This is a genomic window from Moorena sp. SIO4A1 (genome assembly GCF_010672065.1).
Taxonomy (GTDB): domain Bacteria; phylum Cyanobacteriota; class Cyanobacteriia; order Cyanobacteriales; family Coleofasciculaceae; genus Moorena.
This window is the reverse complement of record NZ_JAAHHX010000178.1, coordinates 1-3,661: the sequence shown is the minus strand read 5'-3', so window position 1 is coordinate 3,661 and position 3,661 is coordinate 1. Positions and strand designations below refer to the sequence as shown.

Annotated in this window: 5 protein-coding genes; 4 read left to right on the top strand and 1 reads right to left on the bottom strand. The window is 35.5% G+C overall.

Annotated features, from left to right (window positions below):
* Positions 1–88: 88 nt before the first annotated feature.
* Complete coding sequence (locus tag F6K53_RS35710; protein ID WP_293084104.1) at positions 89–319, bottom strand: HNH endonuclease; 231 nt, start codon at positions 317–319, stop codon at positions 89–91.
* Positions 320–445: 126 nt separating this feature from the next.
* Between F6K53_RS35710 and F6K53_RS35705 the strand changes: the two genes are divergently transcribed.
* From F6K53_RS35705 to F6K53_RS35690, 4 genes are all read left to right on the top strand, one after another.
* Positions 446–610, top strand: coding sequence for a hypothetical protein (locus F6K53_RS35705; RefSeq protein WP_293084101.1), 165 nt, complete (start codon positions 446–448; stop codon positions 608–610).
* An 8-nt stretch (positions 611–618) separates the two neighbouring features.
* Positions 619–831, top strand: coding sequence for a hypothetical protein (locus F6K53_RS35700; RefSeq protein WP_293084098.1), 213 nt, complete (start codon positions 619–621; stop codon positions 829–831).
* 94 nt (positions 832–925) lie between these two features.
* Positions 926–2,854 carry a hypothetical protein gene (locus tag F6K53_RS35695; protein ID WP_293084096.1) on the top strand — a complete coding sequence of 643 codons (1,929 nt, stop codon included), beginning with the start codon at positions 926–928 and terminating at the stop codon, positions 2,852–2,854.
* A gap of 69 nt (positions 2,855–2,923) precedes the next feature.
* Positions 2,924–3,661 (top strand): GTPase (locus F6K53_RS35690; protein ID WP_293084093.1); only part of this gene is annotated, 738 nt, incomplete at its 3' end.

Below are 3,661 nucleotides of genomic sequence, written 5' to 3'. Positions count from 1 at the left end.
AACCTTGTTCTTACTCGCTAGTCCATTTTAACACGAAAGCCCTTGATAAATCCCGGAACGCTCCACCCCCACCCAATTAATTGGGCGGCTAACTCTCGCTTTGTTTACTCTCTGTTTTTTTTCCATCGTGGCAGTGTAGATGAAGTAATTCTAGATTTTTATCCCAATTACTTCCACCTTGTGAGCGCGGTATGATATAATTTGTATGCAATAAATTTCCATCTCTGTTCGCGAAGCGTCGGCTACGCCAAAAGTAAGACCACAGTCGGACCACTTCCCTTTTTGCCTTTTCAACAGCCTTGCCAATTGAGCTGGTCATTTCAGGATGTTTTCCCATTCTGATACTCCAGTAAATGTAACTTCTCAATTACCCCTGCACCCCCTGTTTAGGATATATGTTGGCAGTCCCTTTGCCAAAAGTATGTGAATCTGTTATAACTCAGATATGACTGAAATAACTGTCCTGGATACTCTCAACGACACAACCGACCTCCCAGAGGAAGAATCTCTGCGCTTGTTTTTGCAACAGCAGCAAGCAATAATAGGGTTGTTGGCTCAGCAAAATCAAGCATTAGAGAAACAGGTAAAAAAGAGCGTCTTTATCGGTTAGATCAGGCGATGATGTTAGGGGAGTGTGGTTTAGTCAAAGAAGCTAATCAACAAGCTGAACAACCATTAGTTTATTGGGGTAATAATAAAGTTAACAACTTTTTACCTGATTTTAACTTAGTAATGGAGGTCGCCCAAACAGATGATATTAAATTGTTAACCAACTTGCTAAATGTCTATCAACTAGCTAATTGCCAAGAAGAAGCTATTAAGCTTCAATAAATCATTCAAACCATCAAAACATCTAAATTTCAACCATATTGATTGGTTTGTTTACCATAAAAAATAATCAAAACCAAATAAGGAGACGTCTATCATGTCTAACAAAGCATTGCAAACTCTACAATTTATCTTTCAAGATCGTCCTGATGTTTTACGACTATTTGATTTCAGAGAAGTAGATTTAAGTGGTCGTGTAGATGAAGAATGGTTAAAAAAACAATCTGAAAAAGAGTTATTTCCAAAACCTGTTAATTTTTATGCTACTGGACGTACAGGTGCAGGTAAAACTACACTAGCAGTTACTTTGATAGATCCTGAGAAAAAATTAGCAAATACTATTAATGATGTTAATAATGATGAGGTTTTTGAAAGTTCAGGTAAAACAGATTGCACTTGGATGGTAGTTTTCTTTAAAATGCGTAGTAACTTATGGTATTTTGATCTTCCTGGTGCTGGAGGTTGTAGCGACACATACGAAAATATTAATCGAGCTGCTTTGATGCTTCCCCAGATTGATGATGAAGATGAGGAATTAACACCTGTTGATAAATTTGAGTTATGGAATTGCTCAGATTATCCTACTACTAAAAAAGTTTTAAAAGAAGATATAGAAGTAGAGCAATGGCAATCCCCCGAAAATCAGGAAAATTGTAAACCTGATATTATTCTTTATGTGGTTGCTCCTCATACTCAATTTGTGAAACCAGATCGTAAATATTTAAAAGCTTTACTCAGAAAACAGAAAAAACAAACTGATAAAAATAAAGTAATTTTTGCCCTAAATATTCATTTTACAGATGATGGAACAAGAATAACCACTCAAGCAAGTGTAGAAGATGCAAGGCAACAAATAACTAAAATTTTTCAAGAATTTTACCCTAATGAATCTTTGCCTATTGTTGAAATTGACTGTAAGCAAGGGACAGGAATTAATCAAATTACCAAACTAATGCTTACAATGTTACCAGATAATAAAATTGGTAACTTTAAACAAGTTTTACCCGATCAACTGAAGGAATTTGCTATACAAGAACGTAGTTGCCGTTATCGCAAAGCATTAATTCAGATTGCAAGTCGTTTAGCTACTCGTAAAGTAGATGAAAAACAAGGTAATCAAGACTTAATCAATGAAGCCTATATGGCAGTTGCTGATTATGGTATTCGAGTTTTTCAGGAAGAAGATGCTACCTTGGAAGCTGCAAAAGAATTGAATGATACAATTGTTCAGTTAGCTCAAGAGGCCAAAATTTCACGAGAAGAAGCGCAAACAATCTTAGTAGATCGGATTGTTTATAACAACCAGGAAGTCGAAAAAAGTGAGTATGTACCTGATTTTCAAGACGTAGAAGTTGAAAAGCAAGTTATAGAATATGAACAATCTCAAGAATCAAGAAAACAACTTGTTGATGGGGAAGGTTCTCCTGGTGGTATGGCTGGTGGGGCTGATCTTGCTGGTATGGCTGGTGGCATTGATCTTGGTCAATTAGCAGGTGCAAGTGCTGCTGCCTTTGGTGAAATGGCGAGTGGTACAATGGCGGCAATAGGAGCTGGTTTAGCAACCGGCGGATTAGCATTTCTACCTGTTCTTGGTGCTAGTATATTTGGTGCTGCTGGAATGGGTGGAAAGAAAAAGAAAAAACAAGTTACTGTTAGTGAGGATGTGATTAAACCCGTAGTTAAAACTATCACAACTACTGAGAATAAATTTATGGGCATGAAAGAAGTTAAGAAAAAAGTTTTAGAAAAAGTCCCAGAAGTAATACAACAAGAACAAGAGATAGGCAAAAAATATTTACAAGGTGGTTATCCTGTTGTTGAAAACTTGTTAGCTATTGGCTTAGGCATTGAAAGTGCTAATGGAAAGCAAAATTTCCAAACTGATTTTCAGGCAATAGTAGAAGTAGGGCGTCGAGAAACTCAAGCAATATTATTGCCATATAAGGAAGCGATTAACTCCTTTGCTGTTAGCGAGAATGAAGAAGAAATTAGCAAAATTTTAGAAAGAATTTTAATCCAACTTTAGAACCTTGTAACAGAGTGGGGAAATTCTAACTATTCCCTGCTCTAGATTTAAAAAGTATTCTTTAAGCACATGTTAGAACAAACTATGTATTTCCAACTTAAGCCTCCATCCATTGCTAAAATTCGTGCCAAGTTTATCATTGAAAAGCTCGGCAATTATCCTAGAAATATTGATAATATTAACTTATTTTTTACAGGTAGAACAGGAGCAGGTAAAACGACATTAAGTAATCGTTTGCTGGGTAGTGATTACTTCTTGTCTACAGGTCATCAAGATTGTACTAAGGAAATTAATCTAATTGAGTTTCCTATTGGTTTAAAATGTTTTGATACTCCTGGTGTTTGTAGTGATGAACTCTTAGAAAATTATAATCGAGTTGCTTTAGGAATTAATCAAATTGAGGATTGTCCCATTGTAGAAGACCTTACTTTAGCAAGATATCGAGAAAATTGTTCTGCTCCTCAAGAAGAAAATCTCAGTATATCAGAATTTGTAAATCTAGAATTTCAGCCAGATTTAATTTATTATCTCATAGCACCAGAAAAACTATTTACGAGAGGCGACCGCCAATATTTAAGAGATTTACTAAAATTTCACCAAAATGTTATTTACGTTTTTAATATGTTTGTTAACAAGCAAACAGGGGTGAGCTATTTTGCCAAAGAAGCAAATATTCAAGACACAGCTACCCAAATTTCAAAAGTTCATCATAAAGTTTTAGGACAACATTCTCAGCCTGTTATTATTGGAGTTAATTGTTTTACAGGAGAAGGTATTTCAGACTTATTACATCAGTCTTACATAATG

Coding starts and splice junctions, on each gene's coding strand:
- F6K53_RS35710 (WP_293084104.1), bottom strand. CDS start 319: ATGACCAGCTCAATTGGCAAGGCTGTTGAAAAGGCAAAAAGGGAAGTG.
- F6K53_RS35705 (WP_293084101.1), top strand. CDS start 446: ATGACTGAAATAACTGTCCTGGATACTCTCAACGACACAACCGACCTC.
- F6K53_RS35700 (WP_293084098.1), top strand. CDS start 619: ATGATGTTAGGGGAGTGTGGTTTAGTCAAAGAAGCTAATCAACAAGCT.
- F6K53_RS35695 (WP_293084096.1), top strand. CDS start 926: ATGTCTAACAAAGCATTGCAAACTCTACAATTTATCTTTCAAGATCGT.